Consider the following 25,263-nt stretch of genomic DNA (forward strand, 5'->3'; position numbering starts at 1 on the left):
GGCCGGCCGGTGGTGATCTGGTGGGATCGGCGGCATGGAAACCGCGCTCGTCCTGTCGACCGTCGCCCTCGTGCTGGCCCTGCTGGCGCAGTTCCCCCGCCGGGACGACCGCGGCGCCGTGTCGTTCCGGCTGACGGAGATCGAGCGGCGGCAGCGGCTGATCATGGATCATCTCGGCATCGTGGACCGGGGGCCGGCGCTGCCCGGGGTGCGGGAACACCTGGCCCGGGGCGACAAGATCAAGGCGATCAAGGCGTACCGGGAGGCGACCGGCACGGATCTGCGTACCGCCAAGGAGGCGGTCGAGGCGATCGCCGCCGGCCGCTGACCGGGCCACCTCGAGGGCAAACCGCGACGTCGCCCCGCTCCGACTCGAGACGTGCGATTATCGCACCATGGCCGGGGAGCAGCAGGACTGGCGTCGCATCGGTGAGCAGGTACGGCTGGCCCGCCTGTCGATGGGCGTGTCACAGCAGGAGCTCGCCGACGGGGTGGGCCTCGACCGAACCATGCTCGCCAAGATCGAGGCCGGCACCCGACGCCTGGACGGCGTCGAGCTGGCCCGCCTGTCCCGCATGCTCAAGGTGTCCATGGAATACCTGATCGAGCCCCGACCAGCGGTGCTGTCGCACCGGACCGCCCTGTTGACCGAAGAGACCGACACCGCGGCCGCCCGATCGTCCGAACGGCTGGAGATCGCTCTGGTGCAGTGGCTGCACAACGTGCAGCAACTCGTCGACCTCGGCGTGCTGCGCAGCGGACCACCACTGCGGTACCCCGGCACGGTGGCGTCCGAAGCCGACGGGCGGACTGCCGCCCGGTGGCTACGACAGGAAACCGGCCTGGGGACCGCACCGATCGACAGCATCGTGAACCTCTGTGAGCGGTCCGGGCAGTGGGTACTCGTCACCGACCTACCGGGTGACGGCGCGTCGCTCGTCGTAGTCGGCCCGCTCAGTCCTTCGTCAGCTCCGGTCGGTGCTCGCGGATCCACGCCTCGACGTCGGCCTTCCGCCAGACCTTGCCCATCGCCAGCACGGCTACGGGTTCCGGGAAGTTCCGCTGGTTGGCGATCACGGACGCGCGCTGCCGGGAGACGTTCCCGAGCATCGTCCTGATCTCCGACACGCCAACGAGGTCCACAGGTTGACGATGGCAGCATGAAGCCCACTCGACTCCGACAACTACGCAGACTGTTGACACAGACAACGAACAGCACGACGATGGCGTGGTGACCAAGCCGAACCTTTCGCCTGTTCATGACCGGAAGCCACGGCCCCGGGCCGCCCACCAGCCGATGCGTCCGCTCTGGCGGTGCCGGACGTGTGCCGCACCCTGGCCGTGCCAACCCGCCCGACTACTACTGACCAGGGAGTACCGACGGGACCGGGTGGCGCTCTCGATCTACCTGGCCAGCCAGTTGTTCGAGGCCACCGCCGACCTGGTGCGGCTCAACCCGCACCCGGCCCCGTCCCCGACGGAACTGTTCGACCGCTTCCTGGCCTGGACGGCCCGGCCACCCGCCCGAGCCGCGAGCGCACCCACGCCAGCCGACGAGCACGGTCCGAACCCGGGCCGCAACCCGGGCCCGAGCCCGGAACACGAACCGGAACCCGCTCCGGGACCTGAAACCCACCCTGGAGCGGAATGCCGATCCGAGGCCGAAGCCGACCGGATGCCCACACCGGCCGCGAGTGGGGATCGTGGGGACGACCGGGTTCCGGAAGCTATTTGACGAGCAGGGTCAGCAGTCCGGTGAGCGCGACGAGCACCGCCGCCACCCCGGTGAGCACGGCCGGCAGGATCTTGAGGTATTCCAGGATCACCGAATGCTGGCCCCGGGTTCCGCCGATCCGCTGCGTTTTCCTCGTCGTGGCCGCCATGGTGAAACCCCTGTCCGGTACGCGTGCCCGGTCGGATGCGTCGGAGCCGGTCGACCCCACCATTGACCGAGGGCATATGCCCTGGTCATACGAGTGCAGCCACCTTCCGCGCAGCCCACCTTTCATATTCGACCGTAGGCGCGACAACGGTACGAGCGCAATCATCAGTACCGGAAAGAGTGCGGAGGAAAGCAATTTTCACACGTGGGAGTGGCATCGTACGCACACGATTCGCACCCCCTGGCGGCACGTCGGGATAACGACGACCGCCGGCATTCCGGGCTCAGTCGGCGGGATCGCCCGCCGGACGCTTCGCCCGGCTCGGCTGGACCCGTTTCGGCTCCCCGGGCATTTTCGGATGGTCCGGTGGATAGGGCAGGTCGCCCAGCCCGTCCGCGGCGTCCCGGTCCGCCCAGTCGAGCAGGGGCGTGATGTCGAACGACACGTCGTCGATGCCCGCGTGCGGGTCACCCCGCTCGGCCAGCCGGGCCGGCACCGTACGCAGGTCGAAGTCGTCCGGGTCGACGTCGGGCAGCTCGTCCCAGCCGACCGGGGTGGAGACGGTGGCCCGGGTGTTGGCGCGCAGCGAGTACGCGCAGGCGATGGTGCGGTCCCGGGCCATCTGGTTGTAGTCGACGAAGACCCGCTGCCCGCGCTCCTCCTTCCACCAGGCGGTGGTGACCAGCTCGGGGCGACGCCGTTCCAGCTCCCGGGCCAGCGCGATGGTGGCCCGGCGGACCTCGGTGAACGTCCAGCGCGGGGCGATCCGCAGGTAGACGTGCAGCCCACGGCCGCCGGAGGTCTTCGGCCAGCCGGTGACGCCCAGCTCGGCGAGGATGCCGCGCAGCTCGGCGGCGGCGGTGGCCGCGTCGGCGAAGTCGGTGCCGGGCTGCGGATCGAGATCCACCCGCAGCTCGTCGGGGTGGTCGACGGCGGCGGCCCGCACCGGCCAGGGGTGGAACACCACGGTGCCCATCTGCGCGGCCCACGCGACGTGGGCGAGGTCGGTCGGGCGCAGCTCGTCGGCACCCCGCCCGCTGGGGAAGGTGATGCCGACCGTCCGCACCCACGGCGGCACCCCCCGGGTGGGCACCCGCTTGGAGTAGAAGGCCTCCCCCTCGATGCCGTCGGGGAAGCGTTGCAGGGTGGTCGGCCGGTCGGCCAGGGCGCGCATGATGCCGTCGCCGACCGCCAGGTAGTAGTGGAAGACGTCGGCCTTGGTGAAGCCGCGCTCCGGGAAGATCACCCGATCCGGGCTGCTCAACCGGACCGTCCGCCCGGCCACCTCGACCTCGGTCGCCGTCGCCTTCGCCATGGCGCGACCATATGCGATGCCCCCGACATCCGACGTACGGTTGACGGGTGAGTCTTGACGAGAACGAGCTGCCCCGCACCGAGGACGAGTGGCGGGTCCGGTTGACCCCGGAGGAGTTCCGGGTGCTCCGCGAGGCCGGCACCGAGCGCCCCTGGACGGGCGAGTACGTCGACACGAAGACCCCCGGCGTCTACCACTGCCGGGCCTGCGGGCTGGAGCTGTTCTCCAGCGACACCAAGTTCGACTCGCACTGCGGCTGGCCGAGCTTCGACGACGCCATCCCGGGCCGGGTCAAGGAGATCCAGGACCGCAGCCTCGGGATGGTCCGCACCGAGATCCGCTGCGCCCGCTGCGACAGCCACCTGGGGCACGTCTTCCACGGCGAGGGCTTCACCCCGAAGGACACCCGGCACTGCGTCAACTCGGTGTCGATCCGCCTGGAGCCGCAGCAGGGCTGAGCCGTCAGCAGGGCCGAACCGGGTACGGCGGAGCCGGCCGGTGGCGTCAGAGCAGCAGCAGGCTGCCCTCGTCGTCCACCCGGTCGGCGGAGGAGTCGTCGAGCCAGACACCCCCGGTGCCGAGATAGCGGAACCGGTGCTCGCCGGGGCCGAGCCGGACGGTCACCGTACGGGTGCCGTCCCGGCGGGCCACCAGTTCGTGCCGGCCCGGCTGCCAGTCGTTGAAGCAGCCGACCACGCTGACCGGGCCGGGCGGGGTGTCCCGGGGCAGGCAGAAGGTGACCCGGGTCTGGGTGCCGAAGAGTTTGCTGCGCTTGATCACGTGATCCTCCCGGGGTCGAGGCGTCCTACCGGGTCCAACGCCCGACACGCCGGGGCGAAACGCCGTCCGAACCGATCAACCTGGGGCATTTCGCCCCGGACTGCCGCCGTCTGCCGCACGCTGGGGGGCAATGGTTCCGAATCGGGGGGTACGACAGGTGGCTACCTGTGAGGTCTGCGGCAACGACTACTGGATGGCGTTCGAGGTGCGTACGGTCAGCGGTGACGTGCACACCTTCGACTCCTTCGAGTGCGCGGCGCACAAGCTCGCGCCGATCTGCGAACACTGCGACGTGAAGATCATCGGGCACGGCGTGGAGGTCGGCGGCCGGTTCTTCTGCTGCGCGCACTGCGCCCGCGCGGTGGAGGCCCTGGGCGCCGAGATCCGCGACGCCGTCGGCGCCCGCCCGGCCTGACCTGACCCGACCGGGCGACCGACCCGGCCCGTCACGGCCCAGCCAGCCCGTCACGAGCCAGCCCCGTTGCGAGCCAGCCCCGTTGCGACCGCCCCAGCCCGTCACGGTCACGACCGAGCCAGCCCGTCACGACTGCCGGAGCGGGTCCGCCTACCATCGCGGGATGGCACCGCACCCCGTCGACGTCCAGGTCGCCCGGTTCGCCGACCTGGACCCGTACACCTTCCACGACCTGCTGCGGTTGCGCATCGACGTGTTCGTGGTGGAGCAGGACTGCCCGTACCCGGAGCTGGACGGTCGGGACGTCGAGCCGGACACCCGGCACGTCTGGCTGGCCCGCGACGGCGTCGTCCTGGCGTACCTGCGGATCCTGGCCGACCCGGGCGGCGTCGCGCGGATCGGTCGGGTGGTGGTCGCCCCGACGGCCCGGGGCGGCGGTCTCGCCGGCCGGTTGATGACCGAGGCGCTCCGGCTGGTCGGCGACCGGCCGTGCGTGCTGGCGGCGCAGGCCCACCTGGCCGGCTTCTACGCCGGGCACGGCTTCACGGTGACCGGGCCGGAGTACGTCGAGGACGGCATCCCGCACCTGCCGATGCGCCGGGAGAGCTGACCGGTCCACGACCGGGGGACGAGACGGCGCGGCGTAGGACCGGGCGGGAGCGCACGGGAGCACCGGGGGACGGCCCGCCACCCTCACCCTGACATTGACGGATAACTCTTTCTTGTGCAAGCCTGCGTGAGTAGCCGTCGTGGGAGCCGCACAGCAGGCACGGGAGGGGCAACTCCTGGCCGTCCGGGCGTCGTTCGACCGACCCCTCACCTCGGAGGCTCCATGTCCACCGTCCTACGCAGACGACCCACCGCCATCGCGGGGTCGCTGCTCACCGTCGGCGCGATCATCGCGCTGCTGCTCACCACCGCCCTGGCCAACTCGGCGTCCGCGCACGGCGCGGTGGTGAACCCCGGGTTCCGCGCCTACAGCTGCTGGGAGCGCTGGGGCGCCGAGTTCCAGAACCCGAGAATGGCCACCGAGGACCCGATGTGCTGGCAGGCCTGGCAGGCCGACCCGCAGGCCATGTGGAACTGGAACGGCCTGTTCCGGGAGGGTGTCGCCGGCAACCACCAGGGCGCCATCCCGAACGGCCAGCTGTGCAGCGGCGGCCGCACGCAGAACGGCCGCTACAACGCCCTGGACACCCTCGGCGCCTGGAAGACCACGTCGGTGGCGAACAGCTTCCGGCTGAAGTTCTTCGACCAGGCCAGCCACGGGGCCGACTACATCCGGGTCTACGTGACCAAGCAGGGCTTCAACGCGCTGACCACGCCCCTGGGCTGGAGCAACCTGGAGCTGGCCGGGCAGATCGGCAACACGCCGGCCTCCCAGTGGGACAAGGACACCGGCGGCGTGTCGATCCAGATCCCGGTGAACGCGCCGGGTCGTACCGGTCGGCACATCGTCTACACCGTGTGGCAGGCCAGCCACCTGGACCAGTCGTACTACCTGTGCAGTGACGTGGACTTCGGTGGCGGCACCAACCCGACCACCCCGCCGCCCACCACCGCGCCGCCGACCACCCCGCCGCCCACCACGGCGCCGCCGACCACCCCGCCGCCCACCACCGTCCCGCCGACCACGCCGCCGGCGACCGGTGGTTGCACCGCGACCTACCGGGTGACCTCCACCTGGAACGGCGGGTTCCAGGGTGAGGTGGACGTGACCGCCGGCAACTCGGCGATCAAGGGCTGGACGGTGAACTGGACGTACTCCGGGGGCCAGCAGATCAGCCAGGCGTGGAACGCCACGCTGACCAGCAGCGGGTCTGCGGTGACCGTCCGCAACGTCAACTACAACGGCGCGTTGGCCGCCGGCGGGAAGACCACCTTCGGCTTCCTCGCCTCGGGCACCAGCGGCACCAGCCCGACCCCGGTCTGCACCGCGACCGTCTGACCGGTCGGCACAGCACAGCACACGCAACAACAAGGAAATAGTGGCCTCCCGCGCGGCGGGAGGCCACTATTTCCATGATCGGGCACGATCATGACCGCCCGGGCACCGCGACCCGACCGACCGGGCGGGGCAGGGCAGGGCGGGGCAAGGCGGGGCGGGGCAAGGCGGGGCAGGGCAGGGCAGGGCAGGGCAGGGCAGGGCAGGGCAGGTGTCAGACCAGGCAGTTGACGATGTCGGCGACCGAGCGACGCCGGCCGGTGTAGAACGGGACCTCCTCGCGGACGTGCCGGCGCGCTCCGGAGGCGCGCAGGTCCCGCATCAGGTCGACGATCCGGTGCAGCTCGTCGGCCTCGAAGGCGAGCATCCACTCGTAGTCGCCGAGAGCGAACGAGGCCACCGTGTTGGCCCGCACGTCCGGGTAGCCGCGCGCCATCTTGCCGTGCTCGGCCAGCAGCTCCCGCCGCTCCGCATCCGGCAGCAGGTACCACTCGTAGGAGCGGACGAAGGGGTAGACGCACAGGTAGGGGCGGGGGGCCTCGTCGGCGAGGAACGCCGGGATGTGGCTCTTGTTGAACTCCGCCGGCCGGTGCAGTGCCAACTGCGACCACACCGGGGTCAGCGCCCGGCCTAGGGTGGTGCGGCGCAACCGCAGGTAGGCGTCCTGGAGGGCGTCGCTGGACGACGAGTGCCACCAGATCATCACGTCCGCGTCGGCGCGCAGCCCGGCCACGTCGTACACGCCCCGGACCACCACGTCCTTGCCGGCCAGCTCCTCGAAGAGCGACTCCACCTCACCGGTGACGTTCTCCCGCAGCGCCGGCAGCGCACCGGTGGCCCGGTACACCGACCACATGGTGTAGCGGACGGTGGCGTTCAGCTCCCTGAGCCGGGCCGCGTTGGTCTGCTCGGTGCTCTGCTCGGTCATGGACCCGATCCTCCCAGTGCTTCGATGATCTCCCCGGCCGCGCTCTCGCCGGAGCGGACGCAGACCGGGATGCCGACCCCGTCGAAACCCGCGCCGGCCAGCGCCAGCGTGGGGTGCGACGCGCGCAGCGCCGCCCGGACGGCGGCCACCCGGTCGGTGTGGCCGGGCGGGTACTGGGGCAGCGCGCCACCCCAGCGCTGCACGTGACCGGCGACCGGCGCGGGCAGCGCCACCCCGAGCACCCGGGTCAGCTCCCGGTGCACGGTGGCGAGCAGGTCGTCGTCGGTGAGCTGGAGCGAGGTCTCCTCGCCGTACCGGCCGACGGAGGCGCGGACCAGGGCCAGCCCGTCCGGCGCGGCCAGGTGCCCCCACTTGGTGGTGAAGAAGGTGGACGCCTTGATCAGCAGCCCCTCGGTGGCCGGCACCAGGAAGCCGGAGAGCCGGGGCAGGGCCGGCTCGGGCAGCGCCAGGGTGACCAGCGCGACGCTGGCGTAGTCCAACCCGCCGACGGTCGCCGCCTGCGCCGCGGCGAACCCGGCGAGCAGCCGGGCGGCGGGCCGGGCCGGCACGGTGAGCAGCACCGCGTCCGCCTCGACCTGCTCGGGGTCGCGGGTCGGCCCGACGGTGAGCCGCCAGCCGTCGCCGGTGGGGGTCAGCTCACGGACCGCCGCGTTGCGACGGATCGTCGCACCGCTGGCCGTGGCCGCCGCCTCGACCAGGGTGCCCAGCCCGCCGGCCAGGGTGCCGAAGACCGGTGCGCCGGGCGCGCGGGGCGCGGCGGCCTGCGCGGCCCGGACCGCGCCGACCAGGGTGTGTTCCACCCGGGCCGTCCGGGCCAGCGCCGGCATGGTGGTCACCAGGGACAGGTCGTCGGCCCGGCCGGCGTAGACGCCGCCGAGCATCGGGTCGACCAGCCGCTGCACCACCTGGTCGCCGAACCGGGCCCGGACCAGCGCGCCGACCGAGACGTCCTGGTCGGCGTCGAGCAGCGGCCGGCCGCCGTCGCGGTCGGCGTCCGCCGTGGGCTCGGCGACCGCCGCCACCGCCGCCAGATCCCCGGGTACGCCGACCAGCGTGCCGCCCGGCACCGGGCGCAGCTCCCCGTCGACCACCAGCGCGGCCTGCCCGACGGTGGGGTGGACGATCCGCCCGGCCAGGCCGAGCCGGCGGACCAGGGTCACCGCGGCGGACTCGCCGCCGGCCGGATCCCGCATCAGGAACGACTCCGCACCGAACTCCACCGGTCGACCGGCCAGCTCACCGGTGCGCAGCTTGCCACCGAGCACGCCGGACTGCTCGTACACGGTGATCTCGGTGCCGGCGGGGGCGCGGTCGCGCAGCCGGACCGCGGCCGCCAGGCCGGTGATCCCGCCGCCGACCACCGCCACCCGCCATGGCCGTGCCCGCACCGCTCAGCCCTGCTCGGCCCGGTGCGCGGAGACCTCGTGCACCAGCGCGACCACCCGGGTCAGCACCTCGGGGTCGGTCTCCGGCAGCACGCCGTGACCGAGGTTGAACACGTGACCGGGGGCGGCCCGGCCCTGCTCGACGATCCGCCGGACCTCGGCCTCGATCACCGGCCAGGGGGCGAACAGCACGGTCGGGTCGAGGTTGCCCTGCACCGCGCGGTCCGGACCGATCCGGCGGGTCGCCACGTCCAGCGGGGTACGCCAGTCCACCCCGACCACGTCGGCCCCGGCCTCCCCCATCGCGCCGAGCAGCTCGGCGGTGCCCACCCCGAAGTGGATCCGGGGCACCCCGGTGCCCGCGAGCCCGGACAGCACGGTGGTGGAGTGCGGCAGCACGAACCGGCGGTAGTCGGCCTCGGACAGCGCGCCGGCCCACGAGTCGAAGAGCTGCACGGCGGAGACCCCGGCGTCGACCTGGACCCGCAGGAACGCCAGGGTCACCTCGGCGAGCCGGGCGCAGAGCGCGTGCCACAGCTCGGGTTGGCCGTGCATCATCGCCTTGGTCCTGGCGTGGGTACGCGACGGCCCGCCCTCGACCAGGTAGCTGGCCAGGGTGAACGGGGCGCCCGCGAAGCCGATCAGCGGGGTGTCGCCCAGCTCGGCGACGAGCAGCCGGACGGCTTCGTCCACGTAGGACACGTCGGCGCGGTCGATCCGGTGGATCCGTTCCACGTCCTCGGCGGTACGGACCGGCTCGGCGACCACCGGCCCGGTCCCGGCGACGATGTCCAGGTCGACGCCGGCCGCGGCGACCGGGACGACGATGTCGCTGAACAGGATCGCCGCGTCCACGCCGTGCCGGCGGACCGGTTGCAGGGTGATCTCGGCGACCAGGTCCGGCCGGCGACAGGAGTCGAGCATCCCCACGTTGGCCCGGATCTCCCGGTACTCCGGAAGGGACCGGCCGGCCTGGCGCATGAACCAGACCGGGGTATGCCCGACGGACTCCCGGCGGCAGGCCCGGACGAAGGTCGAGTCGGCTGGCCCGCCCCGGCGGGATTCTCCGTCTCGGGCGGCAGTGCCCGTGGTGTCGATGGTCATCACCGCAATCGTGCCACGCATCCGGTCGACACGGACGGGCAGCGCCGCCTTTTGTGACCCGCGCCCCGCCCGGTCGGCGGTCGAGCCGCGTCGACCGGCTGCCGCTTCGGCGTGCCGTCCGGGCAGGCGGCGACGCGGCGGCATAGGCTGCCGGTCATGGCCCCCCCGATCGCGCTCCCGGAGACGTTCGCCCGCGCGGTCGCCGGCCTGCGGTCGGTCACCCCCCGGGAGGAGATCGTCCTGGAGGAGGTCGGCGCTCCGCAGCGGCTCGCCCCGTACGCGTTCGCCCTCTCCGCCACCGTGCTGCGCGACCAGGACGAGGTGGCCGACGGACGGCTGATCCTGCTGCACGACCCGGCCGGGCACGACGCCTGGCAGGGCACCCTGCGGCTGGTCACCTACGTGACCGCCGAGCTGGAGGTCGACCTGGCCGCCGATCCGCTGCTGCCGGGGGTCGGCTGGACCTGGCTCACCGACGCGCTGGAGGCCTACGAGGCCCGGTACCGGGCGGCCGGTGGCACGGTCACCCAGACGGTGTCGACCCGGTTCGGCGAGTTGGCCGGGCCGCCCGCCGCCGGGGACGTGGAGATCCGGGCCTCCTGGACGCCGCTCGGCGACGACCTGGCCGCCCACCTGTCGGCCTGGTGCGCCCTGCTCGCCTCCACCGCCGGGTTGCCGCCGCCCGGGGTCACCGCGCTCTCCGAGCGCCGTCCGGCCGGCGCGGCCTGACCGCCTCCGGGCCGCCGGGCGACGCCGCCCGGGGACGGTCCGGCGGACCGGATTCCCGACCACCCGCTCGTGCGACACGCCCGGCCACAAGTAGATGTCCCGGGCACCGGGCGGACGTCCCGGGCCAGAACGAATGTCCCGGGCGCGAGGTGGGTGTCCGTGCTGTCCGGCCCACTACCGGACACCGGGACGACACACACCGGACCGGCTGCGCACACCTTGTCGCCCCGGCGCACTAGGGTTGCCAGGTGACCGACGAACCACCCCTGCGCCGTCGGGCCGCCGAAAGCCGCACGGCAGACGTTCCGCCCCCGGCCCCCACGGAGCCGGCGGACCCGGGCACCGAGCAGCCCACCGGCGGGCCCGTTCCGCTGACCGCGCCCCGCGACGGCACCCCTCAGCCGGTGGCGACCTCCGCCGAGCTGGCAGAGGTCGTGGCCCGCTTCGCGGCGGGCTCCGGTCCGGTGGCCCTGGACGCCGAGCGCGCCTCCGGCTACCGCTACAGCCAGCGGGCCTACCTGGTGCAGCTCCGCCGGGCCGGGGCCGGCACCACGCTGATCGACCCGTTGCCGCTGCCCGACCTGAGCACCCTCGACGAGGCCATCGGTGACACCGAGTGGGTGCTGCACGCCGCCAGCCAGGATCTCGCCTGCCTGGCCGAGGTGGGGTTGCGCCCGCGCCGGCTGTTCGACACCGAGCTGGCCGCCCGGCTGGCCGGCTTCGAGCGGGTCGGCCTGGCCGCGCTGACCGAGCAGCTGCTCGGCTACACACTGGAGAAGCACCACTCGGCGGCGGACTGGTCCACCCGGCCGCTGCCCGAGTCGTGGCTGACGTACGCCGCGCTGGACGTGGAGATGCTGGTCGACCTGCGGGACGCGCTGGACGCGGAGCTGGACGCGCAGGGCAAGTCCCCGTGGGCGGCGGAGGAGTTCGCCGCGCTGATCGCCTGGTCGGCCCGGCCGCCACGGGTGCGGGCGGAGCCGTGGCGGCGGACCTCCGGCATCCACCGGGTACGCGGGGCACGGGCACAGGCCCGGGTCCGGGCGCTGTGGTACGCCCGGGACCAGATCGCCGTCCGCCGGGACGCCGCGCCCGGTCGGGTGCTCCCCGACTCGGCGATCATCGCCGCCGCCGAGCTGGACCCGAAGGACGAGAAGACCCTGCTGACCCTGCCCGGGTTCGGCGGCCGGTCGGTGCGCCGGCTGGCCCGGTCCTGGTTGACCGCGCTCGACGAGGCCCGCCAGCTGACCGAAGACGCGTTGCCGGTCACCCCGACGGTGGAGGGGCCGCCCCCGCCGCACCGGTGGGCCGAGCGCGACCCGGTGGCGGCCGGTCGGCTGGCCCGCTGCCGCGAGGTGGTGGTCCGGGTCGCCGGTGAGCACCGGCTCCCCCCGGAGAACCTGATCACCCCCGACTCGGTCCGCCGGCTGGCCTGGCAGCCCCCCGAAGAGATCACCGTGGACACCGTCACCGAGGTGCTGCGCGGCTACGGCGCGCGCCGGTGGCAGCTCTCGCTCCTGCTGCCCGCGCTCGCCGAGGCGCTGCTGCCCGCGCCCCGGGCCTGAGCCACCGCCCCGCACCGCCGGCGACCCGGGTGCGCCGCCACCACCGGCGCACCCCGCCCGCGAGTGTGGGGTGGGCCACACCGGGGGTGGTGACGGCTGTGGTTACTGGCGAGTAGCATTCCTCGGGAAACGCCAGTGCCGGCCGACCCTCACCCGGCCCGCGCCGCCCCCGCGGCGCGTCGGCCGGGTCGTGGTCGATAAGGAGGCTCCAAGTGCCCCGAGAAGTTCGGGACGTCGTCTTCGTCGACGGTGTCCGTACCCCGTTCGGCAAGGCGGGTGGCATGTACGCCAACACCCGCGCCGACGATCTGGTGATCCGCTGCATCCGTGAGCTGCTGCGCCGCAACCCCCAGCTGCCCCCGGAGCGGGTCGAGGAGGTGGCCGTCGCCGCCACCACCCAGATCGGTGACCAGGGCCTCACCATCGGCCGCACCGCCGCCCTGCTGGCCGGGCTGCCCAAGACCGTCCCGGGCTTCGCCGTCGACCGGATGTGCGCCGGCGCGATGACCGCCGTCACCGCCGTCGCCGGGGGCATCGCCATGGGCGCGTACGACATCGCCATCGCCGGTGGCGTCGAGCACATGGGCCGGCACCCGATGGGCGAGGGCGTCGACCCCAACCCGCGAATCGTCGCCGAGAAGCTGGTCGACCCGTCCGCCCTGGTGATGGGGGCCACCGCGGAGAACCTGCACGACCGGGTGCCGCACGTCACCAAGGAGCGCGCCGACGCGTTCGCGCTCGCCTCGCAGGTCAAGACCGCCAAGGCGTACGCCGACGGCAGGCTCCAGGCCGACCTGGTGCCGGTGGCGATCCGCGACGACGAGGGCGGCTGGGGCCTGGCCACCGCCGACGAGGCTCCCCGGGAGACCTCGCTGGAGAAGCTGGCCACCCTGAAGACCCCGTTCCGCCCGCACGGCAGGGTCACCGCCGGCAACGCCGCCGGGCTCAACGACGGCGCCACCGCCAGCCTGCTCGCCGACGAGGCCACCGCCCGTGAGCTGGGCCTGCCGGTCGCCATGCGGCTGGTGTCGTACGGCTACGTCGGGGTCGAGCCCGAGGTGATGGGGGTCGGCCCGATCCCGTCGACCGAGAAGGCGCTGCGGATCGCCGGCCTGAGCATCGACGACATCGGCCTGTTCGAGCTGAACGAGGCGTTCGCCGTGCAGGTGCTCGCCTTCCTCGACCACTTCGGCATCGCCGACGACGACCCCCGGGTCAACCCGTGGGGCGGCGCGATCGCCATCGGTCACCCGCTCGCCTCCTCCGGCGTACGGCTGATGACCCAGCTCGCCCGGCAGTTCGTCGAGCACCCCGAGGTGCGCTACGGCCTCACCGCCATGTGCATCGGCATCGGCATGGGCGGCACGGTCATCTGGGAGAACCCCAACTGGGAGGGTGCAGACAAATGAGCCTCAGCGCACCGAACGAGGTCGTCACCCGGGCGCTGCTGCGTCAGGTGACCGTGCCGGGGCTGGACCGGCCCGCCGCCCTGATCACCCTGGACAACGGCCTCGACCACACCAAGCCGAACACCTTCGGCCCGGCCGGGCTGGCCAGCCTCGACGAGGCGATCAGCGCCGCGCTGGCCGCGGACCCGGCTTTCGTGGCGGTCACCGGCAAGCCGTACATCTTCTGCGTCGGCGCGGACATCACCAGCCTGCCCGCGCTGGCCGACCGGGAGCAGGCGCTGGAGATCGGCCGGCTCGGCCACCGGGTCTTCGCCCGGCTCCGGGACGCCGCCGTGCCCACCTTCGCCTTCGTCAACGGCGCGGCGATGGGCGGCGGCCTGGAGCTGGCCCTGCACTGCCACTACCGGACGCTCTCCGGCGGCGCGGCGGCGCTGGCCCTGCCCGAGGTCTCCCTCGGCCTGGTCCCCGGTTGGGGCGGCACCCAACTGCTGCCCAACCTGATCGGCATCCCCGCCGCCACCCAGGTGATCCTCCAGAACCCGCTGACGCAGAACAAGATGCTCAAGCCGAAGCAGGCCGCCGAGCTGGGCATCGCCGACGTCCTGCTGGAACCGGCCGACTTCCTGGAGCGCTCCCTGGAGTGGGCCGCCGGGGTGGTCCGGGGCGAGGTCACCGTCACCCGCCCCGAGGTCGACAAGGACATGTGGGCGGGCGTGCTGTACTTCGCCCGGCAGACCCTCGACCAGCGGCTGCACGGCGCGGTCCCGGCCGCGTACAAGGCGCTGGACCTGCTGGAGACGGCGAAGGACGCCGACTTCGCCACCGGCACCGCCGCCGAGGACGAGGCGCTGGCCGACCTGATCTTCTCGGAGGAGCTGCGCAGCGGCCTGTACGCCTTCGACCTGGTGCAGCGGCGGGCCAAGCGGCCGGCCGGCGCACCGGACAAGGGCCTGGCCCGGCCGGTCACCAAGGTCGGCATCGTCGGTGCCGGCCTGATGGCCAGCCAGCTCGCGCTGCTGTTCGCCCGCCGTCTCCAGGTGCCGGTGGTCCTGACCGACCTGGACCAGTCGCGGGTGGACTCCGGCGTCGGCTACGTGCACACCCAGATCGAGAAGGCCGTCAGCAAGGGCCGGATGGACAAGGGCACCGCCGCCAAGCTGTACGGCCTGGTCTCCGGCTCGGTCGACAAGTCCGCCTTCGCCGACGCCGACTTCGTCATCGAGGCGGTCTTCGAGGACCTGGACGTCAAGAAGCAGGTCTGGGCCGAGCTGGAGAAGATCGTCTCGCCGGAGGCGGTGCTCGCCACCAACACCTCGTCGCTGTCGATCACCGCGATGGCCGCCGAGCTGGAGCACCCGCAGCGGCTGGTCGGCTTCCACTTCTTCAACCCGGTCGCCGTGCTGCCGCTGCTGGAGATCGTCCGGGGCGAGCGGACCGACGATGCCACCCTGGCCACCGCGTTCGCCGTGGGCAAGCAGCTCAAGAAGTCGTCGGTGCTGGTGAAGGACGCCCCGGCGTTCGTGGTCAACCGGCTGCTCACCCGCTTCCTGGGCACCGTGTTCGCCGCCGTCGACGCGGGCACCCCGCTGGACGTGGCGAACAGCGCGCTGGACCCGCTGGGCCTGCCGATGCGTCCGCTCGCCCTGCTCCAGTTGGTCGGGCCGGCGGTGGCCTACCACGTGGGCGGCACCCTGCACGCCGCCTACCCGGACCGGTACCCGGTCAGCGAGAACCTCCGCCGGATCGCCGACTCGGGCCGACCGATCGTTGTCGAAGACCGGATCAACGACGAGGTGGCCCAGCTACTCGTGGTCGGTGACCGGCCGCTCACCGGCGAGCAGGTGCGACAGAACGCGCTCGACGCCCTGGCGCAGGAGGTCCGGCTGATGCTCGACGAGGGGGTCGTCGCCGAGGCGCAGGACATCGACCTGTGCCTGATCCTCGGTGCCGGCTGGCCGTTCCACCTGGGCGGGATCACCCCCTACCTGGACCGGACCGGCACCGCCGAGCGGGTCACCGGCCGGCGTTTCCTGCCCCACGGGGTCGCCGGCCTGCCCGCCTGAACCCTCCCCGCTCCCCCGCGATCGCGGTGGCCGACGATGTCCTCCCCCGGGACTATCGTGGCCACCGCGATCGTCGTTTGCGTACCCTCGTCAGACTCGGGGGGCTGCACGGCCGGGCCCCGGCTGGCTACGATCACGCGTTCTCACCCTCGCCTGGAGCTGATCTGATGACCACACCGCCGGTCGATCCCTGGTCCGGGCAGCCGGAGCACGGCTCGCCCACCGGTCACTACCCGCCCCCGTCCGACGGTCCGCACACCCCCACCCCGTCCGGCGGCCAGCACACCCCGCCGGCGGGCGGTGGCTGGCCCACCACGCCGTACCCGTCGACCCCCTCCGGCCAGCCCGGCGGGTGGCCGGTCGACCCGCAGTCCGGGCCCCCGGCCGAGGCCTACCCCGGCCCGCAGTACGGCGGCTGGCCGCAGTCGGATCCGGGCCAGGGCGGCGGCTACCCCGGTGTGCCGCAGTCGGGTCCGCCCGGCGCCCCGTCGTCCGGCTACCCCGGGGCGTCCGGCTACCCGGGTGCCCCGCAGCCCGGTTACCCCGCAGCCCCGCAGCCCGGCTACCCGGGCGCCCCACAGCAGCCCGGTTACCCGGGTGCCCCGCAGCCCGGCTACCCGGGCGGCTACCCCGATCCGGCGCAGCAGCAGTACCCCGCCTTCGCCGGTGCGCCGTTCGGCCCGGCCCCGCAGCGGTCGAAGGCGCCGCTACTGCTCACCCTCGGGCTGGTCGGTCTGCTGGTGCTCTGCCTCGGCGGTGGCGGTCTCGTCTGGGTCGCGCTCGGCGACGACCAGGACAAGAAGGCCGACCCGACGCCCTCGCCCACCGTGGCGACCTCGCCCAGCCCGACCCCCACCCCCGTCGAGACGGACAGCCCGACCCCCGAGCCCACCCCGTCCGAGGACGTCGACGACCCCGGCCCGATCCGGCTGGTGACGCCGTCCACCCTCGGTGGCCGGGCCAAGAGCACCGACCCGGAGCTGCGTCGGATCGCCGACCAGATGGTCCGCGACATGAAGTCCGAGGTACGCAACGAGACCGGCGCGGTGAGCGCCTTCTACGGCAGCGCGGCCAGCCGCAACATGGTGATGATGGCGGGCGCGTCCGGGCCGGTCATCCTTCCGGAGCAGGAGCTGGACGACGCGGTCAAGGGGCTGGGCACCTCGCTGGCGGTCACCAAGATGTCGACCATCGAGCCCGGTCCGCTGGGCGGGGTGGCCAAGTGCGGTGACGGCAAGGCGTCCGGCATCGCGCTCGGCGTCTGCGTGTGGGCCGACCACGGCAGCGTCGGCATGATCGTCATGTACTTCTCCTCGGCGGCCAAGGCGCAGTCCGAGTTCGCCTCCATCCGGGGCCAGATCGAGAAGCGGGACTGATCCCGCGTCCGGCGGAGCGACGGGCGACGGCGCGGCGGGCGGCGTCCGGTGGAGCGGCGGATGTCGGTCGCCCTGGCTAAGATCATCCGGCCTCACCCACGAAATCCTGGAGTAGACCTGATGTCCCAGCCCCCGACCAGCCCGTACGCCTCCGCTCCGGACGGCGGTACGCCGCAGGGCGGTCACCCGTCACCGCAGCAGCCGGACGGCGTCGGCGTGCCGCAGTACGCGGGTCCGCCGCCCGCCGCCCCGGCGAAGAAGCGGTCCACCGGCAAGATCGTGCTGATCGTGCTCGCGGTGCTGCTGGTGCTCTGCCTCGGCGGTGCCGCCATCGCCGCCTTCGCCCTCAAGGACGACGTCAAGGAGGTGGTGGACGCCGCCAACACGACGGTCTCCGCCCCCGCCACCCTCGCCGGCCGCCCGCAGGTCACCGACCCGGCCCTGAAGGCGGTCGCCGACGGGTTGGTCACCGAGATGAAGAAGTCCGTGCAGGGCGAGACGAGCACCGCCGGTGCCTTCTACGGCGACCCCACCAAGCAGGACCTGCTGATGATCGCCGCCGCGTCCGGCGTGATGGCCGACCCGAAGAAGGAGCTGGACGACGCCGTCGCGGGCATCACCACCGAACTGAACGTCACCAACATGGCCGGCGTCGACGCCGGCCCGCTCGGTGGCGACGCCCGGTGCGGCGACGGCAAGAGCGAGGGCGTCCCGCTGGGCGTCTGCGTCTGGGCCGACAAGGGCAGCGTCGGCCTGATCGTGCAGTACTACAAGTCGGCCGCCGACCTGAAGTCCGAGTTCGTCACGATGCGCGGGCAGATCGAGAAGAAGGGCTGACCCACCCCGGTCGGCCGACAGGCCCCGCCCACCGGTCGGTGGGCGGGGCCTGTGCCGTCAGCCCGGTGGGCCGGGACCTGTGCCGTCAGCCCGCCGGTGGGCGGGGGCCTGTGCCGTCAGCCCGCCGGTGGGCGGGGGCCTGTGCCGTCAGCCCGCCGGTGGGCGGGGGCCTGTGCCGTCCCCGCAGATGGGCGGGGGCGGCGGCCTCAGCCGGTCGTGGCGGCCCGCTCGGCGGCGCTGCGTAGCACGCAGAACTCGTTGCCCTCCGGATCGGCCAGCACCACCCAGCCGGTGCCGTCTGGCCGACGCTGGTCGTCGATGTGGACGGCACCGACGGCCAGCAGCCGCTCGACCTCCTCGTCCCGGGTCCGGTCCACCGGCTCCAGGTCGAGGTGCAGCCGGTTCTTCACCGTCTTCCCCTCCGGCACGGCCAGGAAGAGCACCTCCGGGCCGCCCTCGGGCAGGAGCATGGCCTCCGGGTCGCCGGGGAGGTCGTCGGGCTGGCGGGGACACCCGAAGACCTGCGCCCAGAAGCCGGACAGGGCATAGGTGTCCCGGCAGTCGATGCTGATGTTGTGGATTCGTACGCTCACGGTTCTGCCTCCGCAGCAGTGGGACGCGCCCCGTGGACGTGCGGTGTCAGCGGCGGGCGGGGCGGGGCGCGGGACGGGTCATGGTGGACATCAACCGCACCTCCGCTCCTGGATCCGGGCCGACCCGGGAATCGTCGCAGGCGGACGGCCGGTCGGCAAGCCGGTTAGCCGGGGGCCTGGTCGGCCGAGGGCAGGGTGACGGTCACCTCCAGACCACCGCCCTTCTGCGCCACCACCCGGACGGTCCCACCGTGCGCGTCGCAGACCGCCCGGACGATCGACAGCCCCAGCCCGGAACCCCGGGCCCCGGTCCGTTCCCGCCCACCCCGCCGGAACGGCTCGAACAGGCCCGGCACGTCGGCCTGGTCCACCTCGAAGCCGGTGTTGCGCACCACCAGCCAGGAGGAACGCCCGTCGGTGTCGGTACGCACCCAGAGCTTGCCGTGCAGGTGGTTGTAGCGCACCGCGTTCTCGATCAGGTTCCCGGCCAGCCGGTCCAGCAGGCCCGGGTCGCCGGTGACCGGGGCCGGTCGCAGCGAGGACTGCACCCGCAGCCCGATCCGCTCCACCTCCCGGGACATCGCGGACAACGCGTTGGCGGTGCCGGTGGCCAGGTCACACTCCGTCCGCCGGGCCAGCCGTCGACCGGCCTGCGCCTCACTGCGGGCCAGCACCAGCAGCGCGTCCACCAGGCCGTTGGCGCGCTCCGAGGCGTCCCGGACCACGGTGGCCATCCGGCGGTACTCGGCCGCATCCGCCTCGTCGTCGCTGAGGGTGACGTCGATCTCGGTACGCATCACCGCCAACGGGGTCCGCAGCTCGTGCGAGGCGTTGGCGACGAACCGTTTCTGCGCGTCGAACGCGGCGGTGATCCGGTCCAGCATCGCGTCGAAGGTCCGGGCCAGCTCGGCCACCTCGTCGTCCGGCCCGGACCAGCCGATCCGCTGGTCGAGCGTGGTTTCGCCGAGCCGGCGCGCGGTCGCGGTGACCTGGTGCAACGGCCGCAGGGTACGGCCGGCCACCCAGTACGCCCCGGCGACCCCGACCACACTGATCGCCAACAACGCCAGCAGACCCTTGACCAGCAACTCGTCCGAGGCGGCGTCGACCAGTTGACGCTGCCACACCGCGGCGTCCAGCGAACGCCCGTCCGCCAGCAGCACCGTGGTGCCCGGCCGCAGCTCGTCGGTCGGGCGCAGCGCGTCCCGTACCAGCAACCAGGCCAGGGTCACCAGGATCGCCCCGGCCCCGACCAGCAGCACCCCGTTGAGCAGGGTCAACCGCAACCGCAGGGTGGGTCGCAACCGCCGGCTCACGAGCGCACCCCGGCCCGCCGCACCGGCCCGCTCCCCGCACCCACGGCACCGACCCCGGCGGGCGGCCGGCGGGCTCCGCGCCCCGGCCCGGTCCCCGGCCTCACCGGCCGACGACCCGGTAGCCGGCGCCGACCACCGTGTCGATCAGCGGCGGATCACCGAGCTTGCGGCGCAGTGTCCGCACGGTGACCCGGACGATGGTGGTGAACGGGTCGGTGTTGGCGTCCCAGACCCGTTCCAGCAGCTCCTCGCTGGAGACCACCGCGCCGCGCGCCTTGACCAGCTCGCTGAGCACACCGAACTCCTTGTTCGTCAGGTCGACCGGCGTCCCGGCCCGGGTGACCACCCGACGGGCCGGGTCGATCACCACGTCGCCCACCTGGAGCACCGGCGGGGCCGCCGGGGTGGCCCGGCGGCCCAGCGCCTGCACCCGGGCCACCAGCTCGTCGAAGGCGAACGGCTTGGGCAGGTAGTCGTCCGCGCCGAGACCCAGCCCCGCCACCCGGTCGGCCACGGTGTCGCTGGCGGTCAGCATCAGCACCCGGGTGAGGGTGCCGGAGGCGGCCAGCTCCGCGCAGATCTGGTCGCCGTGCATCCCGGGCAGGTCGCGGTCGAGGACCACCACGTCGTACCGGGTGACGAAGGCGGCCTCGTGACCGGCGTCCCCGTCGTACGCGACGTCGACCGCCATCCCCCGCTTGCGCAGCCCACGCACGATCGCGTCGGCGAGCGCCCGTTCGTCCTCGACCACCAGCACCCGCATCCCGACCTCCTCGCCGACCTGTCCGACAACCTAGCGCCGCCGACCAAACGGCTGGTCGCAGGACCACCGTCCCCCGCCGGGAACGCCACTGCCCGGCCACCGTCAGCCCGCCCCGAGCGGGGTGGACGCAGGGCCGGCGCGGTGCCGTCAGTCGGGGAGCCGCCACACCCCGAGGGTGTCCCGTTGCCGCCAGCAGACCAGCACACCCTGGCGATGCCCACAGGTGTCCCACCGGCCGGGCAGCACGTCCCGCACCCGCAGAGTGCCGTCGGCGGGGTCCAGCTCGGCCAGCAACTGCCGGCCCCCGGCGGCCGGGCGGATGGCGAACAGCGGGGCGGTGCCCGGCCACCGGTACACCAGCTCCCACGGACCCAGCTCGGCCACCGGTCGGCCGGTCGCCGCGTCGAGCAGGGCCAGTCGTGGTCCGCCGCCGTCGGCGTTGCCACCGACCAGCCGGTCGCCCACCGACCCGACCGGCGTCCACCGGTCGGCCGACCACCGCAGCCCGCCGGTCGCCGGGTCGAGCACCCGGGTGCCGGCCGACGCGTCGAGGCAGACGGCGTCACCGCAGGCGTAGGCGTACCCGCTGCCCGGTCCCGGGACGGCGGTGTCCCAGCGCCGCCGGCCGGTCCCCAGGTCGTACGCGACCACCCGGCCCGGTTCCCCGTCGACCAGCAGCAGGTCCCCCACCGGCTGCGCCAGGTGGTGGTGGTCGCCCCGGGCGGGCGGCACCGGGAAGTCGAGACGGCGCACACCGGTGCCGACGTCGTACGCCTCGGCCCGGCCGGCGCTGGTGACCAGCACGAGTTCCTCGACGCCGCGTACCCCGGTGCGGTGGCCGACGGTGGCCGCCCCGGTGCTGACCGTCCACCGGACCGCGCCGGTCGCCGGGTCGACGCCCCGCACCACCGCCCGGTCGACGTGGACGTCCTCCAGCAGCAGCCCGCCGTCGCGGGTGGGCACCGCCCGGCCGGGCTGCCGCCAACGGGCCCGCCCGTCGGCGTGGTCGAGCACCATCGAGACCGGTTCGCCACCCGGGTCGGTGGTGATCGCCACGTCGTCGCCCACCTGCTCCAGCACCAGCAGTTGGTGCCGGGGCGACAGCGCCACCTGCCAGCGGATCCGCCCGTCGGCCAGGTCGACGGCGATGAGCTGCCGGCTGCCGGCCGGCGCGAGGGCCGACGGGTCGGCGAGCACCAGCAGGTCACCGACGACCAGGTGGCTGGGCTCCGGCACCTCCGGCACCGGCACCGCGATCAACCGGGTCGGCCCGGGTGCCGCGGCGGCCACGGTGAGCAGCAGGAACAGGCCGACCAGGACGAGGGGCACCGGACCGCCGACCGACCGCCGGACCCGGGGGCGGCGCGGCGGGCGGGGCGCCGGCTCGTCGGGGTGACCCACCTCACCCAGGTCGATCACCGTCACCGGGGCAGCCGCCAGACCCCGAACGCGCCGTCCACCAGCCGGCAGAGCAGCAGCCCCGCGTCGGTCCGGCAGTCGCCGGAGACGGTCGGCAGCACGTCGAGCACCCGGACCGTGGCGGCGGCCACGTCCACGTCGGCGACCGTCATCCGGCCCGCCCCCGCCGGCCGCCAGCCGAGCATCCGCCCGTCCGGCGTGGTCGGCTGGACCAGCTGCCAGGTGCCCAGGTCGGCGACCTGCCGCCCGGAGGCGACGTCGAGCACCACCAGCGGATGCCAGCCGCCCCGGCCCAGGCTGCTCACCACCGCCCGGCCGCCGCGTTGATCACTGGCGAACTCCCACCGCGCGTCCTGCCAGACCGTCCGCCCGGTCGCCGGATCCAGCGCCCGGATCCCGCCGGCCTGGCCGGAGGCGCAGAGCAGCGGCCCGCACGGGCCGAAGGAGGCCGGCGTCGTCGACGGCACCTGCCACCGCCGGTCCAGCCCGTCGAGGCCGTACGCGGTGAGCCGGCCGGAACTCCGCTGGACGGTGAGCAGCAGGTCGCCGACGACGTCGAAGCCGGTGTCCGACGGGGTACCGCCGTAGTCGAGCTGTGCACCGTGGAGCTTTACCCCGCGCCGGGCGTCCCAGACCTCGACCGTGTCGGGAGGTCGCACCGTCACGATCCGGTCCACCCCGTCGGCCGCGCTCCGGTAGAGCACGGCCGCCGACGGCAGCGACACCGACCAGCGGTCCCGGCCGGTCGCCGCGTCGACGGAGTGCACCGTCAGCGGCCCCTGCGGACCGTACTCGGTGAAGAGCAGGCCGGATCCCGCCGTCTCGCCACCGCCCGCCCGCTGCCACCGCAGCCGGCCGGTCCCCCGGTCGTAGGCGAACGTCCGGTGCCTCCCGTCCGGCCTACCGGTGGCACCGCTGAGCAGCAGAACGTCACCGTGCCGGCGCAGCGCCCCGGAACCGCTGGTCACCGGCACCGACGTCTGCCACCGCCGCACCGGCCGCGCCCCGGGGGAGGTGGGGATCGTCCAGGCGCTCAACCGGGCCGGGGCGGTCGGGTCACCGGTCGGGTCGTGCAGGAAGACCTCCCCGTCGTACAGCAGGACCGACGTGCCGAGAGGGGCCGGCAGCACGAAGGCGGCCCGGTGCACCACCGGCGCGGCGGCGGCCAGCACCAGCAGGGTGGACGCCAGCACTGCGGCGAGTCGCAGCGGCCGACCGACGGCACGGGGTGCGGCACCGGACGGCTCCGGCTCGACGTCGCGGAGCTCACCCAGATCGATGACCGTCACGCGTACCCTCTCCCGACCGCCGCGCCCTGCCGACCGTTACCCCTCCGGTGGACGCGGATCGCCGCGCACCGGGTCACCGGAACGGCCCGCCGCCGCCTGTACGATGGCCCGTCGTGGCCGTGCCGGTGGTAGATCCCTCGTTGAACCCGACGTCCCCGCCCGACGCGGTCGAGCCCGACGCGACCGGCCCGCAGGGGCGGCCACGCCGACGGCCGGGCCGGGCCGACGTGCTCGCCATCGGAGCCTATGTCCTGATCGGCGTTCTGGTGTGCCTGAACTACTGGGTGGACGTGCAGCACCGGGTGTCGTCCCACCTGCCGACCGACCACAGCTGGTTCGAGTGGCTGTTCACCCATGGCGCGTACTCGGTGCGGCACCTGGAGAACCCGCTGTTCAGCGCGCGGCAGAACGCCCCGGACGGGGTGAACATGATGGCGAACACCTCGCTGCTGGGGATGACCATCCCGCTGGCCCCGGTCACGCTGCTGTTCGGCCCGCAGGTGACCTACGCGCTCTACCTGGGCGGGGCGCTCGCCGCGACGGCGGCCACCTCGTACTGGGTGCTCTCCCGGCACCTGGTGCGGTCGCGGGCCGGCGCGTTCGTCGGCGGCGCGTTCCTCGGTTTCGCCCCGGGCATCGTGCACCACGCCAACGGGCAGCCCAACTTCGTCTCCAACTTCCTGCTGCCGGTGATCGTGGCCCGGGTGCTGCGGCTGGGCCGACCCGGCCGGTGGCGCCGCGACGGGGTGGCGCTGGGCCTGCTGGTGGCGTACCAGGTCTTCATCAACGAGGAGATGCTGCTGCTGACCGCGCTGGCCTGCCTGGTGGCGGTGGCCGCGTACGTGGTGCAGCGGCCCCGGGAGGCTCGCGCGCGGGTCGGCGGTTTCCTGGCCGCGCTGGGACTGGGCGGCGGACTGGCGCTGCTGCTCACCGCGTACCCGATCTGGTACCAGTTCAACGGTCCGCAGTCCTACCGGGGATTGCAGGGCGGGGTGTTCCACAACTGGGGCGAGGACCTGATGGCGTTCGTCACCTTCGCCCGGGACACCGTGGCCGGGGACGAGGCGGTGGAGAAGACCATCGGCCTGACCGAGCAGAACACCTGGTTCGGCTGGCCGCTGGTGCTGGTCGCGCTGGCCGCCCTGGTGCTGCTCTGGCGTCGCTCGCTGGCCGCCCGGGTCGCCGGGGTGCTGGTGCTGGTCTTCACCGTCGCGGCGATCGGTCCGAAGGTGCGGTTCAACGGGGTGGAGACCACCGTGGACGGCCCGTGGGCGTACATCCCGGACGACCTGCCGCTGGTCGAGATGATGATGCCCACCCGGCTGACCCTGGTGGTGACCGGCGCGGTCGGCGTCCTGCTCGCGCTGGCCTGGGACGCCGTCGGCGCGGTCGGCCGGTCCCGGGTGCCCGCACCGCGCAGCGCCGCCGACGACACCGCCGCGACCGGGACCGGCACCGCCGTGCCCGCCGCGGCCCGGACCGGCACCGCCCTGCCCGCCGCTCCGGTCCGCCGCCGGTGGGTCCGGCCGGTCGGGTACGCGGCGATCGCGCTCGCCGTGCTGCCGCTGTTCCCCCGCCCGCTGCCCGCGCAGCACATCGACCTGCCCCCGCACTTCGTCACCGCCGGCGGCTGGCGACCGTACGTGCCGGCCGGGCGCACCCTGGTCCCGGTGCCGATCCCGAGCAACGTGCACGGCCTGTCCACGCTGCGCTGGAGCGCGTTGACCGGGCACGAGTTCCCGGTGCCGGGGGGCTACTTCATCGGCCCCAACGAGCTGGGCGAGGGGGTCTTCGGCGCGCCGAACCGGCCCACCAGCACCCTGATCTACGCCACCATCGACGCCGGCACGGTGCCCGCGCTGACCGGGGAGAACCGCCGGCAGGCGCTGGAGGACCTGCGGTTCTGGCGGGCGTCGGTGGTGGTGCTGGGCGCCCACCCGCGCGAGGCGGTGCTGCGGGACCTGATGACCGGCCTGCTCGGCCCGGCGCAACGGGTCGACGACGTCTGGCTCTGGGACGTCCGCCCCCTGGTCGGCTGACCCGCCACCGACCCCGGGGCGGTCGGCTGACCCGCCACCGACCGCGACGGCGGTCGGCTGACCCGCCACCGACCGCGACGGCGGTCGGC

24 protein-coding genes and 2 pseudogenes are annotated in these 25,263 nt (G+C 73.8%); 14 read left to right on the forward strand and 12 right to left on the reverse strand.

Translation table 11 applies throughout. The annotated features are described in order from the left end of the window. The first annotated feature begins 34 nt into the window (after window positions 1-34). Both GA0070623_RS10090 and GA0070623_RS30940 read left to right on the forward strand, forming a co-directional pair. Window positions 35-328 (forward strand): hypothetical protein, encoded by a 294-nt coding sequence (locus GA0070623_RS10090; RefSeq protein WP_067307445.1) that lies wholly within the window; start codon window positions 35-37, stop codon window positions 326-328. 130 nt (window positions 329-458) lie between these two features. Beyond that, window positions 459-542 (forward strand): annotated as a pseudogene (locus GA0070623_RS30940) (helix-turn-helix domain-containing protein); the annotation flags it as partial. A gap of 412 nt (window positions 543-954) precedes the next feature. On the opposite strand, the gene GA0070623_RS29900 reads toward GA0070623_RS30940, so the two are convergent. Next, complete coding sequence (locus GA0070623_RS29900; protein ID WP_157517526.1) at window positions 955-1,143, reverse strand: hypothetical protein; 189 nt, start codon at window positions 1,141-1,143, stop codon at window positions 955-957. Between the two features lie 154 nt (window positions 1,144-1,297). Here GA0070623_RS29900 and GA0070623_RS30945 point away from each other — a divergent pair. Next, a pseudogene (locus tag GA0070623_RS30945) lies at window positions 1,298-1,516 on the forward strand (hypothetical protein); the annotation flags it as partial. Window positions 1,517-1,727: 211 nt separating this feature from the next. Here the strand turns inward: GA0070623_RS30945 and GA0070623_RS29905 are convergent. Both GA0070623_RS29905 and ligD read right to left on the reverse strand, forming a co-directional pair. Further along, a complete protein-coding gene (locus GA0070623_RS29905; protein WP_157517525.1) occupies window positions 1,728-1,883 on the reverse strand; it encodes a hypothetical protein in 156 nt (51 codons plus the stop codon). A gap of 283 nt (window positions 1,884-2,166) precedes the next feature. After that, entirely contained in the window at window positions 2,167-3,198 is a 1,032-nt protein-coding gene (gene ligD, locus GA0070623_RS10105; protein WP_067307441.1) for a non-homologous end-joining DNA ligase, read from the reverse strand. A gap of 47 nt (window positions 3,199-3,245) precedes the next feature. Here ligD and msrB point away from each other — a divergent pair, with 47 nt between their 5' ends. Further along, window positions 3,246-3,656 (forward strand): peptide-methionine (R)-S-oxide reductase MsrB, encoded by a 411-nt coding sequence (msrB, locus tag GA0070623_RS10110; RefSeq protein ID WP_067307437.1) that lies wholly within the window; start codon window positions 3,246-3,248, stop codon window positions 3,654-3,656. A gap of 46 nt (window positions 3,657-3,702) precedes the next feature. Here msrB and GA0070623_RS10115 read toward each other — a convergent pair whose 3' ends face one another. Continuing rightward, window positions 3,703-3,978, reverse strand: coding sequence for an isoamylase early set domain-containing protein (locus GA0070623_RS10115; protein ID WP_067307434.1), 276 nt, complete (start codon window positions 3,976-3,978; stop codon window positions 3,703-3,705). A gap of 157 nt (window positions 3,979-4,135) precedes the next feature. On the opposite strand from GA0070623_RS10115, the gene GA0070623_RS10120 reads away from it, so the two are divergent. The 3 genes from GA0070623_RS10120 (at window position 4,136) to GA0070623_RS10130 (ending at window position 6,341) form a co-directional block, all read left to right on the forward strand. Continuing rightward, window positions 4,136-4,393 (forward strand): Prokaryotic metallothionein, encoded by a 258-nt coding sequence (locus tag GA0070623_RS10120; RefSeq protein ID WP_067307431.1) that lies wholly within the window; start codon window positions 4,136-4,138, stop codon window positions 4,391-4,393. A gap of 163 nt (window positions 4,394-4,556) precedes the next feature. Further along, window positions 4,557-5,003 (forward strand): GNAT family N-acetyltransferase, encoded by a 447-nt coding sequence (locus tag GA0070623_RS10125; RefSeq protein ID WP_067307428.1) that lies wholly within the window; start codon window positions 4,557-4,559, stop codon window positions 5,001-5,003. Between the two features lie 222 nt (window positions 5,004-5,225). After that, window positions 5,226-6,341 carry a lytic polysaccharide monooxygenase auxiliary activity family 9 protein gene (locus tag GA0070623_RS10130; RefSeq protein WP_067307425.1) on the forward strand — a complete coding sequence of 372 codons (1,116 nt, stop codon included), beginning with the start codon at window positions 5,226-5,228 and terminating at the stop codon, window positions 6,339-6,341. A 211-nt stretch (window positions 6,342-6,552) separates the two neighbouring features. On the opposite strand, the gene hemQ is transcribed toward GA0070623_RS10130, so the two are convergent. From hemQ to hemE, 3 genes are read right to left on the reverse strand one after another with little or no spacing between them, the layout of a single operon-like run. Continuing rightward, a complete protein-coding gene (hemQ, locus tag GA0070623_RS10135) occupies window positions 6,553-7,266 on the reverse strand; it encodes a hydrogen peroxide-dependent heme synthase (protein WP_067307422.1) in 714 nt (237 codons plus the stop codon). Then, window positions 7,263-8,675, reverse strand: a complete 1,413-nt coding sequence (gene hemG, locus GA0070623_RS10140) for a protoporphyrinogen oxidase (protein ID WP_067307418.1) — start codon at window positions 8,673-8,675, stop codon at window positions 7,263-7,265. Before hemG ends, hemQ begins: the two co-directional genes overlap by 4 nt. A gap of 3 nt (window positions 8,676-8,678) precedes the next feature. Continuing rightward, entirely contained in the window at window positions 8,679-9,776 is a 1,098-nt protein-coding gene (hemE, locus tag GA0070623_RS10145) for a uroporphyrinogen decarboxylase (protein ID WP_067307414.1), read from the reverse strand. Window positions 9,777-9,932: 156 nt separating this feature from the next. Here hemE and GA0070623_RS10150 point away from each other — a divergent pair, with 156 nt between their 5' ends. The 6 genes from GA0070623_RS10150 (at window position 9,933) to GA0070623_RS10175 (ending at window position 17,755) form a co-directional block, all read left to right on the forward strand. Beyond that, window positions 9,933-10,505, forward strand: coding sequence for a DUF3000 domain-containing protein (locus tag GA0070623_RS10150; RefSeq protein ID WP_067307411.1), 573 nt, complete (start codon window positions 9,933-9,935; stop codon window positions 10,503-10,505). Between the two features lie 248 nt (window positions 10,506-10,753). Continuing rightward, window positions 10,754-12,070: a ribonuclease D gene (locus tag GA0070623_RS10155; RefSeq protein ID WP_067307407.1), complete on the forward strand. Its 1,317-nt coding sequence runs from the start codon at window positions 10,754-10,756 to the stop codon at window positions 12,068-12,070. Window positions 12,071-12,282: 212 nt separating this feature from the next. Then, window positions 12,283-13,479, forward strand: a complete 1,197-nt coding sequence (locus GA0070623_RS10160) for a thiolase family protein (RefSeq protein ID WP_067307404.1) — start codon at window positions 12,283-12,285, stop codon at window positions 13,477-13,479. Beyond that, complete coding sequence (locus GA0070623_RS10165) at window positions 13,476-15,542, forward strand: 3-hydroxyacyl-CoA dehydrogenase NAD-binding domain-containing protein (protein WP_067307401.1); 2,067 nt, start codon at window positions 13,476-13,478, stop codon at window positions 15,540-15,542. The genes GA0070623_RS10160 and GA0070623_RS10165 overlap by 4 nt, the downstream gene beginning before the upstream one ends. A 167-nt stretch (window positions 15,543-15,709) precedes the next feature. After that, window positions 15,710-16,918, forward strand: a complete 1,209-nt coding sequence (locus GA0070623_RS10170) for a hypothetical protein (protein WP_067307397.1) — start codon at window positions 15,710-15,712, stop codon at window positions 16,916-16,918. Between the two features lie 120 nt (window positions 16,919-17,038). Continuing rightward, entirely contained in the window at window positions 17,039-17,755 is a 717-nt protein-coding gene (locus GA0070623_RS10175; protein ID WP_067307394.1) for a hypothetical protein, read from the forward strand. A gap of 206 nt (window positions 17,756-17,961) precedes the next feature. On the opposite strand, the gene GA0070623_RS10180 is transcribed toward GA0070623_RS10175, so the two are convergent. The 5 genes from GA0070623_RS10180 to GA0070623_RS10200 all read right to left on the reverse strand — a co-directional run bounded on the left by GA0070623_RS10180 (window position 17,962) and on the right by GA0070623_RS10200 (window position 23,135). Next, entirely contained in the window at window positions 17,962-18,348 is a 387-nt protein-coding gene (locus GA0070623_RS10180; protein WP_067313738.1) for a VOC family protein, read from the reverse strand. Window positions 18,349-18,512: 164 nt separating this feature from the next. After that, entirely contained in the window at window positions 18,513-19,664 is a 1,152-nt protein-coding gene (locus GA0070623_RS10185) for a sensor histidine kinase (RefSeq protein ID WP_067313736.1), read from the reverse strand. A 100-nt stretch (window positions 19,665-19,764) separates the two neighbouring features. Beyond that, the gene (locus tag GA0070623_RS10190) at window positions 19,765-20,427 is read right to left on the reverse strand and encodes a response regulator transcription factor (RefSeq protein WP_067313734.1); all 663 of its coding nucleotides are present in this window, start codon (window positions 20,425-20,427) and stop codon (window positions 19,765-19,767) included. A 147-nt stretch (window positions 20,428-20,574) separates the two neighbouring features. Beyond that, entirely contained in the window at window positions 20,575-21,852 is a 1,278-nt protein-coding gene (locus GA0070623_RS10195; RefSeq protein ID WP_067313732.1) for an outer membrane protein assembly factor BamB family protein, read from the reverse strand. Then, entirely contained in the window at window positions 21,849-23,135 is a 1,287-nt protein-coding gene (locus GA0070623_RS10200; protein WP_067313729.1) for a PQQ-binding-like beta-propeller repeat protein, read from the reverse strand. The genes GA0070623_RS10195 and GA0070623_RS10200 overlap by 4 nt, the downstream gene beginning before the upstream one ends. Before the next feature lie 140 nt (window positions 23,136-23,275). On the opposite strand from GA0070623_RS10200, the gene GA0070623_RS10205 reads away from it, so the two are divergent. Continuing rightward, window positions 23,276-25,174 carry a hypothetical protein gene (locus GA0070623_RS10205; protein ID WP_231932821.1) on the forward strand — a complete coding sequence of 633 codons (1,899 nt, stop codon included), beginning with the start codon at window positions 23,276-23,278 and terminating at the stop codon, window positions 25,172-25,174. The last annotated feature ends 89 nt before the right edge of the window (window positions 25,175-25,263 follow it).

This window comes from Micromonospora rifamycinica (assembly GCF_900090265.1).
GTDB lineage: Bacteria > Actinomycetota > Actinomycetes > Mycobacteriales > Micromonosporaceae > Micromonospora > Micromonospora rifamycinica.